The organism is Pseudoxanthomonas sp. (genome assembly GCF_002863005.1).
In the GTDB taxonomy this organism is placed as follows: domain Bacteria; phylum Pseudomonadota; class Gammaproteobacteria; order Xanthomonadales; family Xanthomonadaceae; genus Pseudoxanthomonas_A.
Genome location: NZ_PKDG01000047.1, coordinates 21,653 through 42,121 on the forward strand (window position 1 = coordinate 21,653; position 20,469 = coordinate 42,121).

The following is a 20,469-nucleotide window of genomic DNA, read 5'->3' on the forward strand; positions in this document are numbered from 1 at the left end:
GGGAGCGACGTCAGTCGCGACGGCAAGCCGCCGCGTCGCGACTGACGTCGCTCCCACCGCCTTAACCGGTTATGCGGCCAGCGGGCGCGCGTGAAGTTCGGCGACTTCGTGGGCGACGCCGAACTTGCCCTTCTCGTCGCGGGTCACCTGCGCCAGTGCGCAACCCGGGTCGTGGGTGAAGAACAGATGGACATTGCGCGCCAGCTTGTCTTCCAGGAACGCGCGCTTCTCGTCGATCAGCAGTTCGGCGTTGCGGTCGTAACCCATGGTGATGGGTACATGCACCCACGGCCGGCCCGGGATCAGGTCGGCGCAGAACACGACGCCACCCTGCGGCTGGCCGTCCACGCCCGCTGCACCGACCACCTCCGCCAGCATCAGCCCCGGCGTATGGCCATCGCTGAAGCTGAAACGGACCGCGCGGCCCAGCGCAACGGAGTGCTCCCCGGATACAAGTTCCAAGCGCCCACTGGCTTCCAGCAATGGCTGCAACTCCGGGATGAAGCTCGCGCGATCGCGCGGATGCGGCTTCAGCGCGCGCTGCCAGTGATCGGCGCCGACGATGAAGGTCGCGTTGGGGAACAGCAGTTCCGGCGCATGCCCTTCCTGCCACGGCGCCAACAGGCCGCCCGCGTGGTCGAAATGCAGGTGGCTGAGCACCACGACGTCGATGTCTTCGTGCGAGAAGCCGGCGTCGCGCAGTGAATCGAGCAGCACGTGGCGCTCTTCCTGCACGCCGAAGCGCGTGCGCATCTTCGGTTCGAAGAAAGCGCCGATGCCGGTCTCGAACAACACGGTCTTGCCGTTGAGCGACTGCACCAGCAGCGCGCGGCAGGCCAGCTCGATGCGGTTCTCCGCATCGGGCGGCGACCACTTTTCCCACATGGCGCGCGGCGCGTTGCCGAACATCGCGCCACCATCGAGTTTCTGGGAGTTGCCCAGCAGCGACCAGAGTTTCATGGCCCCGATTCTACGCCTCTCAGCGTGACGGGGCCGACTCGACGACCTTGGCCGCGCCGACAGGATTGCGCGGGTCGCTGCCACCCATCAGGGTGTTGGTGGTCTTGTCCCACTCCACCGTCTGCAGGTTGCCCCACACGTGGCTGGAACCGCGGCCGCCCTGGGCGCTGTTGCCGGGCACCTTGAAGCGGTGGCCCATGGCTTCCAGTGTCTGCTGCGTGGCCGGGCTCAGCGCGTCGGTCTCCATCTCGATCAGGTCCGGCATCCACTGGTGGTGGAAACGTGGCAGCGCAGCGACGGCCTGCGGTTCGAGCCCCGCGTCGTAGCCGAGGATGCCCAGCAGCACCATCGTGATGATGCGGCTTCCACCCGGCGTGCCGAGCACCGCGACCTTGTCCGGCGACTCGAGGAACGTCGGCGTCATCGAGCTGAGCATGCGCTTGCCCGGCTTCGGCGCGTTCGCGTCGTAGCCCATCACGCCGAAGGCATTCGGCGTGCCCGGCTTCAGCGCGAAATCGTCCATCTCGTTGTTGAGCAGCACGCCCGTGCCCGGCGGCACCAGCCCGGAGCCGTACAGCAGGTTGACGGTCTGGGTGCCGGCGACGCGGTTGCCTTCGGCATCGATGATGGAGAAGTGCGTGGTCTCTTCGTCCTCGAGCGGCGTCTGCAGGCCGGACAGCTGGTCGCTGGGCGTCGCCTTCTGCGGATTGATCGTGGCGCGCAGTCCGGCCGCGTAGTACGGGCTGGTCAGCGTCTTCATCGGGATCTCGACGAAATCGGGATCACCCAGGTAGAAGGTGCGGTCGCGGAAGGCGCGGCGCATCGATTCCACCACCAGGTGCGTGCGCTGCGCTTCGTCCAGCTTGGACAGGTCGTAGGCATCGAGGATCTGCAGCATCTGCGTCAGCGCCACGCCACCGGATGACGGCGGCGGCGCGGTGGTCACCTGCCAGTCGTTGTACTTGAAGGTCAGCGGCGCGCGCTCGCGCACGGTGTACCCGGCCAGTTCCTTCGCGGTCCATTGCCCGCCCTCGGCCTTCACGCCGGCCAGCAGCAGCTTGGCGGTCTCGCCGCGATAGAACCCGTCGAAGCCCTGCGCAGCCAGACGCTCCAGCGTGCGCGCCAGGTCGGGCTGCCTGAAGACGTCGCCCTCCTTGATCGGCTTCCCGTCCACCAGATAGACGGCACGCGTGCCCTTGTAGCGCTCCATGACCTCGCGGCGCGCCTGGTAACCGCGTGCCATGCGTGCGTAGACGGGGAAACCTTCGCGCGCGGTGCGGATCGCCGGCGCCAGCGACGCCTTCAGTGGCAATCGTCCGTATTTCTCCGCCAGGTGCACGAAAGCGGCTGGCAAGCCGGGGATGCCGGCCGCCCACGGGCCGTTCTCGGCGCGATCACGGTTGAAGTCGCCATTCGGCAACAGGTACTTGTCGGGTGTGGACGCGGCCGGCGCGGTTTCGCGCGCATCGATGAAGACGTCCTTGCCGGTCTTGCCATCGTGAAGCAGGAAGAAACCACCGCCACCGAGGCCTGAACTGATCGGCTCCACCACGGAAAGCGTCGACGAGACAGCGATGGCGGCATCGAACGCGTTGCCGCCCTGCGCAATGACGTCCAGCCCCGCCTGCGTGGCGAGCGCATGGGCGCTGGCGATGGCGGTGCCAGGGGGGTGGGACGGAGCGGAGCTGCGGACTGCGTCGGCGGCCAGCGCGGCGGGCACGAACGCGACGAAGAACAACAGCACGAACAGACGGCGAGGAATCACGACTTCTCCTGGAACGGCTACCGGGGCGAAGCGCGTGCGTACATGGCGATCAGCCGGCCTGCAGCCTCAGCATCTTCGCCAGCAGGGCTTCGTGGGTCTCAGGATACGCCGGATCGGGGTCGATGCACTCGACGGGGCACACGACGACACATTGCGGTTCGTCATGATGGCCGACGCATTCGGTGCAGCGCGCCGGATCGATCACATAGATCGTCTCGCCCATCGAGATGGCCTGGTTGGGGCAGGCCGGCTCGCAGACATCACAGTTGACGCACAGTTCGTTGATCTTGAGGGACATAAGGTTGCCGTCATCCCGGCGCAAGCCGGGACCCAGCGACTTCATCGCGGCATTCGCCGGGGTACCGAACCACTGGATCCCGCCTTCGCGGGGATGACCTTTCCGCCGAAGCGTGGCCGCCCAAGGGCGGCCACGCGCCGGAAGATCACTTGGCTTCGACGAACACGTATTCGGCGCTGCTCGGGGCCACGGCGGCCTTCACGCGCTCGCTGTCCTCGGCCTTGCCGATGAACAGCACGCGCACGCCCTTGAACGCATCGGTCTCCACACCGGTGAACGCGGCGACCGCCAGGTCGGCGATCTTGGCGCTGTTCGGCGAGCCGAACGCGATCAGGTTGCCGCTGCTCACGCCGCGCGCGACGGCGCCCTTGGCCTGCTCCAGCTGGCGGCCATACTTGGCCTCGAACTCCGGATCGGTGTCGGCCGGCAGGTAGTACACGTAGGGCGTGTTGGTGATCGTGCCCATGTTGGCGTCGACCACCTTGCTCAGGTATTCCTTCCACGGACCGTCCTCGGTCGTGGCCGGCGCGACCAGGGCGACTTCGGCCGGCTCGGCCGGGGCTTCTTCCTGCTTCTTGCACGCTGCGAACGGCAGCACGAGGCAGGCGGTGAGCATGATGCGGCTTGCGAACTTCTTCATGGGTAATCCCCCTCTTGGTAAAGCGGTTATCGGAATCGTGGCGCTCAGGCGCCCTGCTTGTGGTGCTGCCACTGCGCCTTGAGCGCGGCGGTGACGGCCGGCGGCACGAACCCGGACACGTCGCCTCCCAGCCGGGCGATCTCGCGCACCAGCGACGAGGAGATGAAGCCGTACTGCTCGGCCGGGGTCAGGAACAGCGTCTCGACCTCGGGGATGAGGTGGCGGTTCATGCTGGCCAGCTGGAATTCGTACTCGAAGTCGGATACCGCGCGCAGCCCGCGCAACAGTACGCCGCCGCCCACGTCCTTGACGAAATGGGCCAACAGGCCGTCGAAGCCGCGCACCTCGACGTGCGGATGCCGGGCCACTGCGTCGCGGGCCAGCTCGACGCGCTGGGCGAGCGGCAGCGCCGGGCCTTTGCCCGGGCTTTCCGCCACCCCGATGATCACGCGCTCGAACAGCGGCGCAGCGCGGTCGATCAGGTCGATATGGCCATTGGTGATGGGGTCGAACGTGCCGGGATACACGGCCGTCCGGGTGCGCGCCACAGTCATTCAGTCGTCGCCGGCGGATCGTCGGGACGCAGTGTAGCAGCGGGCTGCGGGGCCGGGGTCCGGTACAGGGCGTAGCGCACGTCCCGGGTGCGGCCTTCCCGGTGCAATATCCAGCCTGCGGGGACCGTCGGCACCCGGTCCGCTGGGGACTCCACGTAGATCCACGCATCCGCCGCCAGCCGGGGCACGAGCGCGGCCAGCGCGCGCTCCCACAGGCCCTCGGCGAAGGGCGGATCCAGGAAGACCAGGTCGAAGGTGTCGGCGCACCCGCCCAGCCACGCCAGCGCTTCCGCCGCATGGACCTCGGCATCCGCCGAGAGCTTCGCCACCGCCTCGCGCAGCGCCATGGCCAGGCCGGGATCGCGCTCCACCAGCACCGCCTGTGCGGCCCCGCGCGACAGCGCCTCGAGCCCCAGCACGCCGGTCCCGGCGAACAGGTCGAGTGCGCGAGCGCCCGGAAGCGCCGGCATCAGCCAGTTGAACAGCGTCTCGCGTACGCGGTCGCCGCTGGGCCGCAAGCCCGGGCGGTCCGGCACCGCCAGCTTCGTGCCGCGCCAGCGCCCGCCGATGATGCGCACGTGGCCGAGGCCACGCGGCGCGGGGACGGGAGCGGAGGGTGGCCGGCGGGCGCTTCGGGGCATCGGGGAAGGGGGCGACGGAAGGCCCCGCATGATACGGCCCGGCCATGACGGGCGGGGCTTGGATCCCCCTCCGCGGCCCCGCCAGGTTGAGAAAGCCACGACCGGCCCATACACCGGACGCATCGGCCGCTGCGCGCGGCCCAGACGAATGCCATGGAGCACGACCGCGATGACCGTTGAAACCCGCAAAGAAACCCTGGGCTTCCAGACCGAGGTGAAGCAGCTGCTGCAGCTGATGATCCACTCGCTCTATTCGAACAAGGAAATCTTCCTGCGCGAACTGGTGTCCAACGCTGCCGACGCCGCCGACAAGTTGCGCTTCGAGGCGCTGAAGGACCCGAAGCTGCTGGAGGAAGACCCCACCCTGCGCATCCGCGTCGGCTTCGACGCCACCGCGCGCACGGTGACCGTCGACGACAACGGCATCGGCATGAGCCGCGAAGAGGCCATCGCCCACCTCGGCACCATCGCCAAGTCGGGCACCGGCGAATTCCTGCACGCGCTGTCCGGCGACCAGAAGAAGGACGCCAACCTCATCGGCCAGTTCGGCGTGGGCTTCTACAGCGCCTTCATCGTGGCCGACCGCGTGGACGTGTTCAGCCGCCGCGCCGGCCTGCCGGCGAACGAAGGCGTGCACTGGTCCAGTGCCGGCGAAGGCGATTTCGAGGTCGCCACCGTCGACAAGCCCGAGCGAGGCACGCGCATCGTGCTGCACCTGAAGGACGGCGAGGAGGGCTTCGCCGACGGCTGGAAGCTGCGCGGCATCATCAAGAAGTATTCCGACCACGTCGGGCTGCCGATCGAGATGCCGAAGGAACAGCACGGCGACGACGCACCGGCCCCGCCGACGTGGGAAGCCGTCAACAAGGCGAGCGCACTGTGGACGCGCGCCAAGTCCGAGATCAAGGACGAAGAATACGCCGAGTTCTACAAGCACATCGCGCACGACTTCACTGATCCGGCGGCATGGGCGCACAACAAGGTCGAAGGGAAGCTCGAATACACCTCGCTGCTGTACGTGCCGGGCCGCGCGCCCTTCGACCTGTACCATCGCGACGGCGCCAAGGGCCTGAAGCTCTACGTGCAGCGCGTCTTCATCATGGACCAGGCCGAACAGTTCCTGCCGCTGTACCTGCGCTTCCTGCGCGGCGTGGTGGACTCGTCCGACCTGTCGCTGAACGTGTCGCGCGAGATCCTGCAGTCGGGCCCGGTGGTGGATTCGATGCGTTCGGCGCTGACCAAGCGCGCGCTCGACATGCTGGAGAAACTCGCCACGGACAAGCCCGAGGACTACAAGGCGTTCTGGACGAATTTCGGCCAGGTGCTGAAGGAAGGCCCGGCCGAGGACTATGCCAACCGCGAGAAGATCGCCGGCCTGCTGCGTTTTGCCTCCACGCACGATGCCTCCGGTGCGCCCAGCGTCTCGCTGGCCGATTATGTCGGCCGCCTGCAGGAAGGCCAGGACAAGCTGTATTACCTGACCGGCGAATCGCATGCGCAGATCAAGGACAGTCCGCACCTGGAGATCTTCCGCAAGAAGGGCATCGAGGTGCTGCTGCTCACCGACCGCATTGACGAGTGGCTGATGGGATACCTGACCGAGTTCGACGGAAAGTCCTTTGTCGACATCGCGCGTGGCGATCTGGACCTGGGCGCGCTGGAGAGCGAGGACGACAAGAAGGCGCAGGAAGAAAGCGCCAAGGCGAAGGAAGCGCTCACCGGCCGCATCAAGGCCGTGCTCGGCCATGACGTGGCCGAGGTTCGCGTCTCGCACCGACTGACCGACTCGCCGGCCATCCTCGCCATCGGCCAGGGCGACCTGGGACTGCAGATGCGTCAGTTACTGGAAGCCAGCGGCCAGCAGGTACCGGAAAGCAAGCCTGTGTTCGAGTTCAACCCGGACCATCCACTGATCGCCAAACTGGATGCCGAAAGCGACGCGAACCGCTTCGACAGCCTCACCCGCGTGCTGTTCGACCAGGCCGCACTGGCAGCGGGCGAGAGCCTCAAGGACCCGGCCGGGTACGTGAAGCGGCTCAATGCGTTGCTGCTGGAGCTGTCGGCGTAAGCGAAGCCCTCTCGCTGCTCCCCTCTCCCCGTGCAACGGGGAGAGGGTGCCGAAGGCGGGTGAGGGGCGAGCGGAGGCAGCGGGCTCTGGCGCCTTTAACCGGTACCAGACGCAGCCTACGGTGGGCGCAGCGTGCGACCGAGAAAAAGCGCCCCTCATCCGCCCTCCGGGCACCTTCTCCCCGCGCGCGGGGAGAAGGAATTCGGACACCGGAATTCAGACCTTGATATCCAGCAGGCTGCCCAGCGTCTGGTCTGCCACCTTGAGCACGAACAGGTTGGCGCCTGCCATCGCCTTGTAGGTCAGCATCGCGGCCACGTCCTCGATCGGCGCGGCCGGATCGGTGGATGCCCCGACCACGTGCGCGGACACACCGCCTGTCGCTTGCGCCGACAGCACCACGGCCTGCCGGGTGACATCGGGCGTGGCCAGATTGGCGAGATTGTGCGCGGCGGCCTGAAGACCGGTCGAGGCGGCCCGCAGGCCCGAGTTGGCGATACCGGTGATGGCGTTCATGCGGGGATTCCGGGTTGTCCGCCCTCGATATCGGCCGTGCCTGGCCCCACTTGAGTTCCCGTGCCCGGGCGTCCTACAGCCGGGTGGTAGCATGTCGCCCTCCTCGAGATCCCCCCGCGATGATCGGTTTTTTCCGCCGCAAGAAGCCCCAGGACGGCCCCGACGCCGCCCAGACCCGCCCCAGCACCGAAGAGCTCGCCGCCGCCTTCCCGCGTGCGCCCGGCGAGCCGATGCCGACCGGCAGTGGTCCAGCATCCGTCCCTGCCGCGGACGACACCGCGCCAGGTTCCGTCCCCCCTGCCCCGCCCGCCCCCCATCCGGATGAAGAAGCGCGCACGGACGCGGCCCCCGCCGCCGCCGCGGGCAAGTCCGGCTGGCGCGACCGCCTGCGCCGCACGAGCGCCGCGCTGGGCCTAGCCGGCCTGTTCACGCGCAATCCGCGCCTGGACGACGACCTGCTGGACGAGATCGAGACCGCGCTGCTGACCGCCGATGTCGGCGTGCCTGCGACCACCGCGATCATCGAGGACCTGCGCAAGCGCATGAAGGAACGCGAGTTCGCCGACGCGCAGGCGCTGCTGAAGGCGCTCCGCGCGGACCTGATCGCGCTGATCACGCCGGTCGCGAAGCCTCTGGTGATCGACGCCGGTCGCAAGCCATTCGTCGTGCTTACCGTCGGCGTCAACGGCGTCGGCAAGACCACCACCATCGGCAAGCTCGCGCGCCGTTTCAAACAGGACGGCCACAGCCTGATGCTGGCCGCGGGCGACACGTTCCGCGCTGCCGCGGTCGCGCAACTGCAGACGTGGGGCGAACGCAACGGCGTGCCCGTCATCGCGCAAGGCCAGGATGCGGACGCCGCCTCGGTAGCGTTCGACGCACTGCAGTCGGCCAAGTCGCGCGGTTTCGACGTGTTGATTGCCGACACTGCCGGCCGCCTGCACACCCAGACCGGCCTGATGAACGAGTTGGGCAAGATCCGCCGCGTGCTCGGCAAGATCGACGCGGATGCGCCTCACGAGGTGCTGATGGTCATCGACGGCACCACCGGGCAGAACGCGCTTTCGCAGCTGCGCCAGTTCCACGCGGCCGTCGGCGTGACCGGCCTGGTGGTCACCAAACTGGACGGCACGGCGAAGGGCGGCGTGGTGTTCGCGCTCGCACGCGAATTCGGCATTCCGATCCGTTATGCCGGCATCGGCGAGCGAGTGGAAGACCTGCGCGTATTCGATGCGGAATCCTTCGTCGACGCGCTGCTGCCGGAAGCGCTGGGTGGCGGCTGACATCGGCGCCATGGCAGGCGTGGGAGCGACGTCAGTCGCGATGACGCCATCGCGGTGGCCGATCGCGACTGACGTCGCTCCCACAGGACGCTGCACATGAGCGCTGACTCCTTCGCGCAGCGCCTGCTTGGCTGGTTCGACCTGCATGGCCGCCACGACCTGCCGTGGCAGCATCCGCGCACACCGTACCGCGTGTGGCTGTCCGAGATCATGCTGCAGCAGACACAGGTGGCCACGGTCATTCCGTACTTCCTGCGTTTCGTCGATCGCTTCCCGACCTTGCCCGACCTTGCGGCTGCCACCACCGACCACGTGATGGCGCACTGGGCGGGACTGGGCTACTACGCCCGTGCCCGCAACCTGCATGCCGCCGCGAAAACCTGCGTCGCCAACCATGACGGCGACCTGCCACGCGATTTCGACGCGCTGCATGCGCTGCCCGGCATCGGCCGCAGCACCGCCGGCGCGATCCTGTCGCAAGCGTGGAACGACCGTTTCCCCATCCTCGACGGCAACGTCAAACGGGTACTCACGCGCTTCCACGGCATTGCCGGGTGGCCCGGCCTGCCAGCGGTGGAAAAGCAGCTGTGGGCGTTGGCTGAAGACCATTTGCTCAACGTCCCCGACGGCCGGCTCGCGGACTACACGCAGGCGCAGATGGATTTCGGCGCCACGCTGTGCACGCGCGCCAAGCCTGCATGCGGGATATGTCCGGTACAGGACGACTGCGTGGCGCGTCGCGAGGGGCTCACCGGCGCGCTCCCCACCTCCAAGCCGTCGAAAGTGCTGCCGGAACGCGAAGCGGTGGCGCTGTGGCTGGAAAACGCGGATGGCGAGATCCTTCTGCAGCGGCGTCCGGAGACCGGCATCTGGGCCTCGCTGTGGACGTTGCCGCAAGCCGACACCGATGCCGGCCTGCGCGACTGGTTCGCGCGCGAGATGAAGGGCGCGTACGACAACGTCGAAGAACTGCCTGTGGTCGTGCACACCTTCAGCCACTACCGCCTGCACCTGCAGCCACTGCGCCTGCGCAAGGTCGCCCTGCGCGCCGTGGTGCGCGACAATGACGACCTGCGCTGGGTGGCGCGCGGCGAGCTCGCCGCGCTGGGCCTGCCCGCGCCGATCCGCAAACTGCTTGGGAATTGACTGATGTCGCGCACCGTCTTCTGCCAGTACGAACAACGCGACACCGAGGGGCTCGACTTCGTCCCCTATCCCGGCGAGCTGGGCAAGCGCATCTACGCGGACATCGGCAAGCCGGCCTGGTCGGCCTGGCTGGCGCACCAGACGATGCTGATCAACGAGAACCGGCTGTCGCCGCGCGACCCGAAGCACCGCGCATTCCTGGAAGCGGAGCTGGAAAAATTCCTGTTCGGCGGTGGCGCGGACAAGCCGGCGGGCTACGTCCCGACGCCCTGAGCCCGCATGCCCGTCACGGCTTGGCCTGGCGCTCCACCGCCGACGCCTCGCGCAACTCTTTCTCGCTGGCACGCAAGGCCTTGACGTCCAGCGGGCGGATGGTCTCGATGCGGCAGGGAATCTTGATGGGGGACGTGCCGGGACCGACCGGCAGGACGTCATCGAAACGCGCATTCACCCGGTTGGCGAACTGGGTGATGCTGATGGCGGCGGCCGACTCCAGATCTTGGCAACGGCCGGCGAACTCGAGCAGGTAGCCCTCCTTTGGCTTGGTCCAGACCGCGAGCGCCGAATCGCCCACCGGGGTCCAGCCATTGAGATGGCCGAGGTAGCGGAAATCCTTGACCGGCTCACCGGCATGGTCGCGATAGAGGGCCAGCCTCTCGGCCGGGCTCAGCTTGCCGGTGGCGCAGCCTGCCAGCAGGAGGGAGGCCAGCAGGGCCGTGGGAATCAGGCGTTTCATGGGCGGACTCCTGTCGTTCGGGAGAAGGGCTGTCGATAACGCCGATGATGCGCCGGCGGCGGAGAGGCGGCGCAGGCCCTGCGAACCGCGTTCAGCCCGGATGCGGCTTGCCATCCTTCACCCCGATCCGTATCATCTGCGGCCTTCGCACCGGCAGCGCCGGCCCGCGACCGTTCATGGCCTGGTAGCTCAGTTGGTAGAGCAGCGGATTGAAAATCCGCGTGTCGGTGGTTCGAATCCGCCCCGGGCCACCATATCGATTCCGGAAGGCCCGCAGCGATGCGGGCCTTCTTCGTTTGTATCGGCTGCCTCGCCCCCGCGCGGATCGCGTCCGCCACGAAGCGACCTTCTACCTCCGAGATATCCGGCGCCCATGTCCGAACCCATCCGCCTTGCCAAACGCGTTGCAGAACTGACCGGATGCTCGCGCACGGAGGCCGAGCAGTACATCGAAGGCGGCTGGGTCACCGTGGACGGAGAAACCATCGAAACGCCACAGCACCCGGTGACCACGGAACGCGTGGAGATCGATCCGGCGGCAGAACGGGGCGCGGTCGAGCCGGCCACCCTGTTGCTGCACAAGCCGCAGGGCGTGGCGTGGCAGGACGCGCCGGCACTCGCGACGCCCGAGGCACACATGGACGGTGACGACAGCGGCGTGCGCCCGCTGAAACGCCACTTCCATCGCCTGACGCCGCTCGTGCCGCTGGACGACGAAGCGAGTGGCCTGGTCGTGCTCAGCCAGGATGGCCGGGTGTGGCGCCGCTTGTCCGAAGACTACGCGCAGATCGAGCAGGAGTTCGTGGTGGAGGTCCGAGGCGCGACCGACCCCTACACGCTCAGCCGCATCGGTCACGTGGCGGCCTATCGGGGCCAGGGCCTCGCGCCCTGCAAGGTCAGCTGGCAGAACGAAGTGCGCCTGCGCTTCGCGATCAAGAACGTGCAGCCCGGCGAACTGCGCCACCGATGCCGCGAAGGCGGCCTGGACGTCGTCTCGATCCGCCGCTTGCGCATCGGCCGCGTGGCGCTGTCGAAGATGGCGGCAGGCCTGTGGCGCTACCTGCCGGCGGGTACGCGCTTCTAGCCGGCCGCCGCGTAGCGCGCGCGACGGATTCGCACGCAACGAACCAAAGCCCGCATGCGTTCGTGTTAGGCAATCGCAGCGTGCCGCGCCCCGGGTCGACAAGGATTGCGGGGAGCTGCGACAGCGCGCCGTGGCATCGCCCACCGAGAAGAAGCGGCAGAGCCTGGCAGAAGCTGCAGCGGCAGGTGACGCTCGCGATGCGGCCGGAGCGGCGTGGGCCGAAGGTCGCTGCCCGTCGCGCTAGCGCAACGCGATCGCGGGAGACGTGCGGATCGGCAGCGATGCCGCTGTGATTGGCGCAGAGCGAGAATCTTGTCGAATCCGTTCCGCAGACGAGGGCTGCGTCGCGCATCGCGATTGGCCGCGCTCGAGTCCCTTTCCATTGCCATGCAACCACGTCGCCAGCAGGATCAGGCAGGCACCGCAGATCCTGAGGATCGTGCAGGAATTCGCGTCGGGGGGCATGGCGTCGGACTCGATGAACAGGCGGGACTGGGCGACCGGGTGCGCTCGTGGCGCGCGGCAGGCCGTCCGCTACCCCTATCGGCAAGCACGCCCTGTGCCGGACAGAAGACCTGAGCGGGCAGCATGCTCACGCGATCCCGACACGTGGCAGCCGACGCTGAACGCTGAAACGCTACTGCATGCCGGGGCACGGGATGTTGACACCGCCTCCACGTGCCTTGGCCCAACGTCTCCGGCATCTCAGCTCCGGAACACCCGCGTGAACATCGTCATGAAGACATCCCCGCATGTCCTTCCCGAACGCTTCGCCTGGCACCGCACCGACGCCGGCCACGAACTCCGAGTGGATGACACTGCGATTGCCGAGGTGCGACCCGTCAACGCGGGCCTGGTGCTGCGCGTGCTGGTCGACATGGGCGACATTTCGCCGTTCGAGATGGCGGTTCGCTGCGAGGAGCGTGCGATCGGCTGGGCTACCCAGTGGGCCCGCCAGCGTGCGGGACTGCTGTGCCGGTATGTGGACCGTCAGCCTGTGCAGCCGCCGCGCGGCGTCGACCCCGGGATGGCGCTGGCAGGGTGATGCGGCATCACGGCGCGTCGCGCGGGGACTGCGTCACGCGGTCAAGGAAGGCGACGCTGCGCTCCATGGCCATGCGCCCGGCTTCGCTGTCGAGATTGAACTGGTATTCGTGGCCCAGTGCGGGAACATGGTCCTTCGGAAAGAACAGGGCGTCCACGGCGACTCCCTGCTCTTCCAGCGCGGCGGCCAGCGCACGTGAGTGCGGTTCCAGAGGATCGGCGTTGCCTGCGCTGATGAAGGTTGGTGGAAAGGCCGGGGTGACGTGGTGCACGACAGAGAACGTGTGCAACCGGGGATCGTCTCGGAAATCCTTCCGGCCAAGGTACGACCACAGGACGGTACGCATGAAGCCTGCGAACGGGCTGCCCCACTCGACCAGGCCGGCATCGTAGGGACCGCAATACAGCAGTGTGCCCGCGAGTTGTCCCGCTCGCAGGGCCGGGGTGATGCCGACACGACTGGCGTGCTCGGGTGAGGTGGTGATGGTCGCCACTTCGGCCGCGATCTGCGCGCCTGCCGAGTCCCCGGCCAGCACGATGCGGCTGGCATCGACATTCAGATCGCCTGCATTCTCCTGCACATAGGCCAGCGCCGCATTCAGCTGCCGCGCAGGCGTGGGCCACGTCGCGCCGGGCGCGATCGAGTAGTCCACGTTGACGACCACGACGCCCCGTGTGGCGAGGATGCGCAGGTAGTTGGCGACGTCCTCCCGGCGACCGGACACGAAACCCCCGCCGTGCACCCACACCACCGTGGTCAGCCGCCGGGTGCTTCCCTGCACGTCCGCGGGGAAGTAGACGTCGAGCAGCGCATCGGGATCCGTCGCATCGTAGGACAGGGCGCGCTTCTCGGTGACGCCCGGGGGCAGATGCTTGCGCAAGGCATCGGACGCATCGGCCGCGCCGCGATCGAATGCCCAGCGGATGAGCAGGACGGAGGGCCACGGGCTCAGCTGGAACGCGGTCCATGTCCCCACCCCTACGAACACCACCGCCAGCGCGATCCGTATCGCCCACCGACGCGTGCCGCCACCCCGCCTCTCGGTCGCCATCGCCGTTCCCGCTTTCCCAGCCCGGCGCCGATGGTGCGCCTTTACGGCCGCGGCGCAAAGGGGAGGCAAAAAAAAGAAAAGCCACCTGGCTGGAGAGTAGCCAGGTGGCTGGGGACACGCGCCGGCCTCTCTCCGGCGCGCATGCACTCAATGACCGTTGCCGGCCGCCAGCTTGTCCAGATCGATGCCCTGGTTGCGCAGTGTGCGGGTCGCGGCAATGGCGTAGTACGCCAGGTAGGCGAAGCACAACACGCCGACGATGAAGCTGTAGTGGATGCCGACCTTGTCGGCCAGCGCGCCCTGCGCGATGCTGACGAAGCCGCCCCCCATGATCATCATGATCAACAGGCTGCTGCCCTGGTTGGTCTTGTCGCCCAGGCCGGTGATGGCCAGCGCGAAGATGCACGGCCACATGGTGCTGCAGAACAGGCCCACGCTGATGAAGGCCACCACGCTGGTCCAGCCGGTGGTGAACATGCCGATCAGCAGTGCAGCGATGCCGCAGAACGCGAAGTACAGCAGCATGCGCGCCGGATTGCCCTTGCTCGCCAGCGTGGCCAGGATCATCAGCACGATGACGGCGGCGTAGCCGAAGAACTGGGACACCTCGTGGCGCATGATGGCGTTGACGGCCAGGAATACGCCGAACGCCAGGTAAGGCAGCAGCAGCGTCAGCCAGCGCTTGGCTCCGGAACTGACGTTGAACGCGCCCGCCGCACCGCCCCAGCGCCCGATCATCAAACTGGCCCAGTACAACGACACGAACGGCGCGATCTGCGAGGTATCCAGACCCAGCCCCTCCGGCGATTCAAGATATGCCGGCAGGTTGCTGATGGTGGAAACCTCGACGCCGACGTAGACGAAAATGGCGATCATGCCCAGCACCAGCTGCGGATACGCCAGCGCCGACTTCTTGTGGATCAGCTTGCTGCTGTCCTGCGCCTCGGTCTCGGAGAGCTTCTCCAGGTCGATGTGGTTGGGCACCGAGGAGAACTTCAGGAAGACGGCCACCAGGATGAAGGCGACACCCAGCACCAGGTACGGCGTCTTGACGCTTTCGATGCTGGCTTCAGTGTTGCCGCTCAGCACGCTGCCGAAAATGGCCAGGCTGACCAGCAGCGGGCCGATGGTGGTGCCGAAATTGTTGATGCCGCCCGCCATCGTCAGGCGCTGCGCACCGGTCTTCGGATCGCCCATGACGATCGCCAGAGGATTGGCCGCGATCTGTTGCAGCGAGAATCCAAGGCCGACGATGAACAGACCCGACAGCATCAGGCCGAACGAGCCGGTGTTGGCGGCCGGATAGAACAGCAGCGTGCCGAGCGCCGAAATGACCAGTCCCAGGCAGATGCCGTTCTTGTAGCCGATCTTGTTGAGCAGGTCGAGGCCGATCAGCTTCGAGACCGCCACGTAGATCAGGGACCCCACGGTGTAGGCCACGTAGAACGCAAAGGCGACGTACTGGCTCTGCGCCTGCGTCAGGTTGAACGCTTTCTTGAACACCGGGATCAGGATGTCGTTGCTGGCGGCAACGAAACCCCAGAAGAAGAACACGGTGATCAGCACGCCGAACTGCGACCATCGGGTGGTTTGTGTGGTCATGGATTGGTATGCCTGCTTGAAGAGGATCCGGACGGAGCGGCCAGCCTACGGAGCGGCCGCGCGATTGCAACTTGCACTGCGTCAGCCGCGCCCCGGGGCCCTGCGGCCATGGAGCGTGGCTGGATTACCGGGCGCACTTCACCACATCGGCGCCGTCGGCGGCACCGGCCACCACCTGGATGTTGGTGAAAGCGGCTGCGAACGGCGCATCGGCGCTGATGCTGAAAGGCGTGTCCACACCGGTCAGGTCAGCTCCGAGCTTGCCGAAGCAGGCCAGCGGCACCTTGACCGTCTGCTTCTTGCCGATGGCATCACCGGAGAACGTGGCGGTCAGATCGAGGCTGGCGCCGCAGTTCGCACCGCAGCCGACGGTGAACTGTACCGGCTTGGTCGGTGCCTGCTTCACCACGACATCGAACTGCACCACGCCACGCGCGGTCGCCATCGCCGCCAGGTTGTTCTTCGACGGATTGCGAGCGAAGAAGCGCGCGGGCGCCAGCCAGGTCACTTCCTTCGCGTCCTGCTGGGTGTTGACCTGCACGGTCGCCACCTGCAAGGCCGGCTTGGCCTGTGGCCAGCGCTGGACGGTGTTCATGTCCGAGCCCACCGCCTTCTCTTCATTACCCGCCGCCATCTGGAGGCTGAAGGGCGCGATGTCGGACTGCTTGAAGATGCCCAGCGCAGTTGCATCGCCACAGCTGGCCGTCGCATCTTCCGGCAGCTTGCCGACCGTCTTCGTGTCGCCGTAGCGCAGGCCGCTGTCCAACGCGAACTGCGGCGTGCTGTCCGCCTTCGGACAGGCGACGGCGGGCCACGGGAACGTCAGCTTGCCGCGGAAGTCGTGTGCCGCCTTGCCGTCCGCTCCCGCTACCAGAACGTCGGTGACGCCCTTGCCTTCCGTACCCGGCAGCCAGGCCGCGACGAAACTGTTCGACAGGTTGATCAGGTCGTTGGCGTACAACGCGCGCCCGGACAGGAACACCGTGACCACCGGCTTGCCCGTCGCCGCAGCGGCCTTCAGCACCGCCAGGTCTTCGGGGTGGCGCCGGCTGTGGGCCATCGAATCGGACGGCACGATGTCGCCGTTGGTCTCGGCATACGGCGTTTCGCCGATCGCCGCGACGATGACGTCGTAGCTGGTCGGGTCAACGCCCTCGGCGCTGTCGCGCAGGACGACGTTGGCATCGCCCAGTTGCTCGCGCAGGCCGGCCGCGATGCTGTCGGCGTTCGGGAAATCCGCATTCGTGTTGTCGGTGCCCTGCCAGGTCAGCGACCAGCCGCCGGTCTGGTTGGAGATGCTGTCGGCGCTCTTGCCGACCAGCAGCACGCGCTGCCCCTTCTTCAGCGGCAGCGTGGCACCGTCGTTTTTCAGCAACACCAGCGACTCCCGCGCAGCGCGACGTGCGAGATCGCGATGCACCAGCGATTCCGGCTTGCCGGCGAACTGGCTGGCGGATGGCTTGTGTTCCCACAGGCGTGCGCGCAGCTTGACGCGAAGGATGCGGGTGACGGCGTCGTCGATGCGCGCCTGCGGAATCTCGCCTGACTTGACTTGCGCGATCGTGTTGGCGATGAAGGTCTTCCACTTGTCGGGGACCATCACCATGTCGATGCCGGCATTGATGGCCTGCGGGCAGCTGTCGTCGCTGCAGCCGGTCACCTGGCCGATGCCGTTCCAGTCCGACACGACGAACCCGTCGAAGCCCATCTTGTCCTTCAACGCCACCGTCAGCAGGTCGCGTGCGCCATGCATCTTGCCGTAGTCCTTGCCGGCAGCGACGTCGTTCCAGCTGTTGAACGACGCCATGACGGTCTGCACGCCGGCCTCGATGGCCCCGTAGTAGCCCTGGCCGTGGACGTTGATCATCGTGGACTGCGTGACCGTGGCGTTGCCCTGGTCCTTGCCGCCGTCGGTGGCGCCATCGCCGATGAAATGTTTGGCAGTGGCGACGACATTGCCGTCCTTGTCCAACATGCCCTGCATGCCCTTGACGTACGCGGCGGCGTACTCGCGGATCAATGCCGGCTGCGAGGAATAGCTTTCATACGTCCGGCCCCAGCGCGCATTCTGCGCGACCGCGACCGTCGGGGCAAACGTCCAGGTCACGCCAGTGGCACGCGTGGACTGCCCCGTGGCTTCGGCGATGCGCTCGATCAGTTCGACGTCGTGCGCGGCACCCAGGCCGATGTTGTGCGGGAAGATGGTCGCGCCGTACACGTTGCTGTGGCCATGCACGGCATCGGTCCCCCAGATCACCGGCACGGGGATCTTCGCATCGGTCGACATGGATGCGTCGTAATAAGCGTCCGCCAGCTTGACCCAATCCTCCACCTTGGCCCGCTTGTTCATCGCCGGCCAGGAGCCGCCGCCATTGAGCACCGAGCCGATGTAGTACGTGCGCACTTCGGCGGGCGTGATCGCCTTGATTTCAGGCTGCACCATCTGGCCGATCTTCTGCTCCAGCGTCATGCTGGCCAGGATCTCGGCCACGCGCGCTTCCACGGCGGCATCCTTGGCGAAGCTGCTTTTCAGCGCCGGCCAGTCCTTCAGTTCCGCCGCATCGCGCGGTGTCGCCGCGGCGGCTGCCGGTTCGGGTTGCTTCTTGTCCGTACACGACATGCAGGCCAGAAGACTGGCTCCGAGCAGGGTCATTCGGATCGGATTCACGCACTTCTCCTTGGTGGCGGCGCGCAGGAACTCCCGACAGGATCCGCGCCTGGGTGACAGCCCGGCGGGACGCAGGCATTGCGCTGCGTCCCGCCAGGTACGGCGATGGTCAATACGGCCCGGGGATCACAGCTTGTAGCGGAAGCCCAGCAGGTACTGGCGGCCGTACTCGGTGTATTCCTCCGGGAAGAAGAGGTCCGGATGCGTGCCGGAGCTGACTTCGGTGCGGAAGGGCTCGTTGTTGACGTTGTTCACCTGGAACAGGATCGACAGGCCCGACAGACGGCTCGACTCCGGGAAGTCGTAGCCCAGCTGGAGGTCGATGGTGCGTTCGTTCAACGTGTAGCGGTAGGTGCGCTGGTTGAAGATCGAGCCGTACTCACCACGGTAGGGATCGCGGAAACGCTGGCTGACACGCGCCGAGAAGCCGTGCTTCTCGTAGTACACCGTGGCGTTGGCGACGATCTTGGACAAGCCCGGGAACGTATCGGTGCCCGATCCGATGCCCGGGCCGTCGGGATCGATCGACGACTCCGTGTACGAGGCATTCAGCAGCAGGCCGAACCCGTCGAGGGCGTCGTGCAGCAGCTCGCCGCCCAGCGCGGTCGAGAATTCGTAGCCGCGCATGTAGCCACCGGTGCCATTGGCGGGTGTGGAGAACACGCCCAAGGGGGAAGCCGGTGGCTGGGTGCCTTCGTAGTCGTAGCCGGAGAAGTCCCAGGGAATCTCGCGCGTGTAGATGTACGAGTCCATGTCCTTGTAGAACGCCGCCAGGGCGACATAGCTCGCTTCGCCGAAATACTTTTCGATCGAAAGGTCGTAGGCGTTCGCACGATAGGGCTCCAGCGCCGGATTGCCGCCGCTGCCGCGCCATTCGGACGGCCCGCCCTGCGACGTCTGCACGTAGACGCTGGCGCGCGCGCCCATGTCGTTGATGCGTGGGCGCATCATCTCGCGGGCCGCGCCGAAGCGCAGGTTCCAGCCGTTGCCGAAGTCGGCGACCAGGTTGAGGCTGGGCAAAATGTCGCCATACGAGGCGCCCGCCGTGCCCGCCACCAGTGCCTGTCCGTTCTCGTTCTGCTGGATGACGACGCCTTGGGACGTCTGGTCCGTGCGGATGTACTGCACGCCGGCATTGCCCCGCAGGCGCACCGTATCGGTGAGGTCCATGTCGAGGTTAGCCTTGAAGTAGAACGTCTTCACGTCCTCCTCGGTGATCGCGTCCTTCTGCAGGTCGTCGTTGGACTCGCTGATGTACACGTCGTAGTAGCGCGACAGCAGCGCGCGCGGGTCGTAGGTGATGACGTGGCCCATGCCGGCGAAGCCGAGATCGGTGGGCGAGGACAGCAGCGAAGGGTCGATCAGTGTCGGCGTGCGGCCCGGCAGGTCGGCGAAGTACACCTCCGCGCTCTTCTCCTTGGTGCGCTTGCTGACATGGAAGCCGGCATCCCAGCTGCGCAGGAAGTCGGAGGACTCGATCACGTGGTTGACGGCCACGCGGAATGCCTTCATTTCGTCCTTCTGGTGGCTGTCCTCGAGGCGACCGTCATGACCCCAGTTCTGCGGATCGCGAAGGTAGACCGCGGAGGGATCCGACATGTCGGGCAGTGCGTAGTAGCCGTAGCCGGGCGACAGGCGCACGCGGAAGTCGGCCGAGACGCCCCCCAGCCGGCCCGCGTAGGTTTCGAGCTTCGATTCCTCGACCTTGGCGCGCGAGTAGCTGAGGTCGCTGGTCAGCGTCCACGTGTCGTTGATCTTGAACTCGTTGTTCCAGCCCGCCGAGAACAGGCGCGAGTGCAGGCCAATGTGGCGTATCTCATTTCTGGTAAGTTGAAGCAAAGTTCGAGTGTTTCCCCGGCGTTAGAAGCAGACCTCGAAGCACAGCTCAATAAGCAGGTCGCCAACAAGAAGAGTGAAAAAGGTTTGTTCTCTGCGCAGCTTAAGGGCGAAAAATACAGAGTGCTTTGGCGGCGGTTGAGCGGATACGAGAGTGCTGAGACCTACGTTGCGGTGCTTAAAAGCGAGGAGAACGTTGTCCGAAAGGCGTTGTCTGCTCTGTTGCTGATTCCGATGCTCATTTTGGGTGGCATCATATTATGCGTGGTGCTGTGCTTTGTTTTGGTTCAGCGAATGGTCGCTCCGTTTATGGACATCGATCAGGGTGTTTTGGAGATCATTAACGGTAATTTAGACTACTGGTTTGAACCCGAGTCGGGAACCGTTGCGACCAATATGGCCCAAAATCTAAACATCATGGTGTGTCAATTGTCCGGACGTCCGTTGCCAGACGAGGATGATGATGCTGTTCGTCCCCAGAACTGGGTTCAAGACCAATTATTCGTTGAGTCGATCGATGACCAAGAAGTTGATGCATCGACCGTTGCGGCGTCCGTGATGAATACGAGTCAGATG

At 66.5% G+C, this 20,469-nt stretch carries 19 protein-coding genes and 1 tRNA gene; 8 read left to right on the forward strand and 12 right to left on the reverse strand.

What is annotated here, in order from left to right:
• Positions 1-69 precede the first annotated feature (69 nt).
• The 6 genes from CYU89_RS15990 to rsmD form a co-directional block, all read right to left on the reverse strand.
• A complete protein-coding gene (locus tag CYU89_RS15990) occupies positions 70-960 on the reverse strand; it encodes an MBL fold metallo-hydrolase (RefSeq protein ID WP_296282542.1) in 891 nt (296 codons plus the stop codon).
• A gap of 19 nt (positions 961-979) precedes the next feature.
• Positions 980-2,680: a gamma-glutamyltransferase gene (gene ggt / locus CYU89_RS15995; RefSeq protein WP_296282563.1), complete on the reverse strand. Its 1,701-nt coding sequence runs from the start codon at positions 2,678-2,680 to the stop codon at positions 980-982.
• Positions 2,681-2,774: 94 nt separating this feature from the next.
• Positions 2,775-3,023: a YfhL family 4Fe-4S dicluster ferredoxin gene (locus CYU89_RS16000; protein WP_055940809.1), complete on the reverse strand. Its 249-nt coding sequence runs from the start codon at positions 3,021-3,023 to the stop codon at positions 2,775-2,777.
• 145 nt (positions 3,024-3,168) lie between these two features.
• A complete protein-coding gene (locus tag CYU89_RS16005; RefSeq protein WP_296282543.1) occupies positions 3,169-3,663 on the reverse strand; it encodes a hypothetical protein in 495 nt (164 codons plus the stop codon).
• 44 nt (positions 3,664-3,707) lie between these two features.
• Positions 3,708-4,217: a pantetheine-phosphate adenylyltransferase gene (gene coaD, locus CYU89_RS16010; RefSeq protein ID WP_296282544.1), complete on the reverse strand. Its 510-nt coding sequence runs from the start codon at positions 4,215-4,217 to the stop codon at positions 3,708-3,710.
• Complete coding sequence (gene rsmD, locus CYU89_RS16015) at positions 4,214-4,858, reverse strand: 16S rRNA (guanine(966)-N(2))-methyltransferase RsmD (RefSeq protein ID WP_296282545.1); 645 nt, start codon at positions 4,856-4,858, stop codon at positions 4,214-4,216. Before rsmD ends, coaD begins: the two co-directional genes overlap by 4 nt.
• A gap of 169 nt (positions 4,859-5,027) precedes the next feature.
• Here rsmD and htpG point away from each other — a divergent pair, with 169 nt between their 5' ends.
• Positions 5,028-6,926, forward strand: coding sequence for a molecular chaperone HtpG (gene htpG / locus CYU89_RS16020; RefSeq protein WP_296282546.1), 1,899 nt, complete (start codon positions 5,028-5,030; stop codon positions 6,924-6,926).
• 216 nt (positions 6,927-7,142) lie between these two features.
• Here htpG and CYU89_RS16025 read toward each other — a convergent pair whose 3' ends face one another.
• Entirely contained in the window at positions 7,143-7,442 is a 300-nt protein-coding gene (locus CYU89_RS16025; RefSeq protein WP_296282547.1) for a hypothetical protein, read from the reverse strand.
• A gap of 119 nt (positions 7,443-7,561) precedes the next feature.
• Between CYU89_RS16025 and ftsY the strand changes: the two genes are divergently transcribed.
• From ftsY to CYU89_RS16040, 3 genes are all read left to right on the forward strand, one after another.
• Entirely contained in the window at positions 7,562-8,725 is a 1,164-nt protein-coding gene (gene ftsY / locus CYU89_RS16030) for a signal recognition particle-docking protein FtsY (RefSeq protein WP_296282548.1), read from the forward strand.
• A gap of 96 nt (positions 8,726-8,821) precedes the next feature.
• Positions 8,822-9,871, forward strand: coding sequence for an A/G-specific adenine glycosylase (gene mutY / locus CYU89_RS16035; RefSeq protein WP_296282549.1), 1,050 nt, complete (start codon positions 8,822-8,824; stop codon positions 9,869-9,871).
• Positions 9,872-9,874: 3 nt separating this feature from the next.
• The gene (locus CYU89_RS16040; RefSeq protein ID WP_296282550.1) at positions 9,875-10,144 is read left to right on the forward strand and encodes an oxidative damage protection protein; all 270 of its coding nucleotides are present in this window, start codon (positions 9,875-9,877) and stop codon (positions 10,142-10,144) included.
• Positions 10,145-10,157: 13 nt separating this feature from the next.
• Here the strand turns inward: CYU89_RS16040 and CYU89_RS16045 are convergent, their stop codons facing one another.
• Complete coding sequence (locus CYU89_RS16045; RefSeq protein ID WP_296282551.1) at positions 10,158-10,607, reverse strand: DUF6491 family protein; 450 nt, start codon at positions 10,605-10,607, stop codon at positions 10,158-10,160.
• Between the two features lie 178 nt (positions 10,608-10,785).
• On the opposite strand from CYU89_RS16045, the gene CYU89_RS16050 reads away from it, so the two are divergent.
• The 3 genes from CYU89_RS16050 (at position 10,786) to CYU89_RS16060 (ending at position 12,736) form a co-directional block, all read left to right on the forward strand.
• Positions 10,786-10,861: transfer RNA gene (locus CYU89_RS16050), tRNA-Phe, on the forward strand.
• 119 nt (positions 10,862-10,980) lie between these two features.
• A complete protein-coding gene (locus tag CYU89_RS16055; RefSeq protein WP_296282552.1) occupies positions 10,981-11,691 on the forward strand; it encodes an rRNA pseudouridine synthase in 711 nt (236 codons plus the stop codon).
• A gap of 736 nt (positions 11,692-12,427) precedes the next feature.
• Entirely contained in the window at positions 12,428-12,736 is a 309-nt protein-coding gene (locus CYU89_RS16060) for a hypothetical protein (RefSeq protein ID WP_296282553.1), read from the forward strand.
• A 7-nt stretch (positions 12,737-12,743) separates the two neighbouring features.
• Here the strand turns inward: CYU89_RS16060 and CYU89_RS16065 are convergent, their stop codons facing one another.
• From CYU89_RS16065 to CYU89_RS16080, 4 genes are all read right to left on the reverse strand, one after another.
• Entirely contained in the window at positions 12,744-13,787 is a 1,044-nt protein-coding gene (locus CYU89_RS16065) for an alpha/beta hydrolase (RefSeq protein WP_296282554.1), read from the reverse strand.
• Positions 13,788-13,934: 147 nt separating this feature from the next.
• On the reverse strand, positions 13,935-15,389 hold the full coding sequence (locus CYU89_RS16070) for an MFS transporter (RefSeq protein ID WP_296282555.1): 1,455 nt from the start codon (positions 15,387-15,389) through the stop codon (positions 13,935-13,937).
• A gap of 124 nt (positions 15,390-15,513) precedes the next feature.
• Positions 15,514-18,057, reverse strand: a complete 2,544-nt coding sequence (locus CYU89_RS16075; RefSeq protein ID WP_296282556.1) for a glycoside hydrolase family 3 protein — start codon at positions 18,055-18,057, stop codon at positions 15,514-15,516.
• 126 nt (positions 18,058-18,183) lie between these two features.
• Positions 18,184-19,896 (reverse strand): TonB-dependent receptor, encoded by a 1,713-nt coding sequence (locus CYU89_RS16080; RefSeq protein WP_296282557.1) that lies wholly within the window; start codon positions 19,894-19,896, stop codon positions 18,184-18,186.
• Here CYU89_RS16080 and CYU89_RS16085 point away from each other — a divergent pair.
• Positions 19,888-20,469, forward strand: a 582-nt coding sequence (locus CYU89_RS16085) for a hypothetical protein (protein ID WP_296282558.1), incomplete at its 3' end; no start/stop codon positions are given. The genes CYU89_RS16080 and CYU89_RS16085 overlap by 9 nt on opposite strands.